This window comes from Cupriavidus sp. 05L411, from assembly GCF_056398045.1.
The window spans coordinates 1-1,571 of record NZ_JBFTOQ010000117.1; the positions used below are offsets into that span (position 1 = coordinate 1).

Genomic DNA, 1,571 nt, shown 5'->3' on the forward strand with positions numbered 1-1,571 from the left:
TCGGCTCGGCTCGCTTCGCTCGTGTTCGTCCTTGCGCATCTTCTCGGGAAAAAGTCGAGAATCTACGCAAGTCCCCGGAAAGTTAACAGACGTGCCACCCTGGCTGTTGCGCGTAAACGTCAGCTAGCACAGCCGGATTTATGCAACAACGCCATACACCGGCTGAACGATTCCATCAAGCTGTTGCGTTGACCGGTTGAATCCGCAGCCATTTTTGGTCATTCRGCCGACCCGTCGACTAAGGACTTAACAGCCTGCTCGGCCTCCGAATCGGGCAGCTTGATACCATGTAGGTCCAACTACAGTACGAAGGAGATTGCAATGTCGCCAGTAAACAATGCTGTTGTCCATTTGACAATGCGATTTCAAAAAACAAGTTTGGCGACGGGAACCGGAGTAATGTACAGACGCGATGACGAGTACTTCATCGTCACTGCGTGGCACAACCTCGCTGGTCGCCACATTGAAACACTCCTTCTACTCGATGATAAGCATGCTGCAATACCGGACAACGTTGTTGCCTCGGTGGCGCTCAGGATAGGCGTATCCCATTCCATACGCATGTCATTCACCTTGCCGCTGCAGGACGACACAAAATCCTTGTTTTATGTAAGTAGCAAGAATTTCCCCCGGGTGGATGTCGCAGTGCTTCCCTTTGACCCTAATCAGCCACACAAGATGGAAATTCACTCATCGGACGGGGAGGAACGAGATACCGTACTTATCCCTCATTCTGGTGATGGCGACATGATGAGCAGGGTTATTTCTATTCAAGATTTTTTGCCGTTAGGAGACATTTCCGATAAATGGATCGAATCCGTGGACATTACGGAAGAGCTATTCATTCCCGGATATCCACAGAATCTAGGCGACTATACGGGGCAGCCAGTTTGGAAGCGCGCAACTATTGCTTCCTCAGTCCAGAACGGATGGAACAATCAGGCCCAGTTCCTTGTGGACAGCGCATCGAAGAGTGGGATGTCAGGGGCACCGGTGGTCTTCTATAGTCCAAATGGAACTCTCAAGATTGGTGGGGCGACATTCACGTACGGCCGTCCCTTCGCCATACTTGCGGGCATCTACACCGGTCGGCTTGGGATCACAACAAAGGAAGACCCTCAGGTCGGAACCGTTTGGCATCGGAGCGTGATAGACGAGGTCATTAATGATCGAGTGTTCGAACTGTTGCCATACGAAATAGTTGCGGGAGATGATGAATTACAAGCGGCCGTGCACGAGGCGTTCAAAATTCTGTCGAAGAGAGGGCTTGAAAACATTTTGAATAAGTCTACTGCCGCTAGGTATTACAGCCGAGACAGAGTTCTAGGCCTCATGAATGGCCGTGTCTCACCGGCCGAGGCGCTAGCGGCGGTCCTGCTCGTTGCTAAAAATTATGACGGCCCGTTCGTAGCGGACAACTAGGAGAGTGTAGTGGTCAAGTTTTTTCGGACAGGCTGATAGGTTGTTTTGCTTCTGGCTTGGCCTCGTAAGCGGCAGGCGAGACATAGCCAAGGGTTGAGTGCAAGCGCACAGGGTTGTAGAAGCCGACGATGTACTGGGTAATGTCACGT

The 1,571-nt window shown here is 51.5% G+C and carries 2 protein-coding genes and 1 pseudogene; 2 read left to right on the top strand and 1 reads right to left on the bottom strand.

Going from position 1 to position 1,571, the window contains the following annotated elements:
- On the top strand, positions 1-192 hold a 192-nt coding region (locus AC1DQR_RS40155; RefSeq protein WP_477135129.1), incomplete at its 5' end, for a hypothetical protein.
- A 129-nt stretch (positions 193-321) separates the two neighbouring features.
- On the top strand, positions 322-1,422 hold the full coding sequence (locus AC1DQR_RS40160; protein WP_477135130.1) for a hypothetical protein: 1,101 nt from the start codon (positions 322-324) through the stop codon (positions 1,420-1,422).
- 13 nt (positions 1,423-1,435) lie between these two features.
- On the opposite strand, the pseudogene AC1DQR_RS40165 reads toward AC1DQR_RS40160, so the two are convergent.
- A pseudogene (locus AC1DQR_RS40165) lies at positions 1,436-1,571 on the bottom strand (IS3 family transposase); the annotation flags it as partial.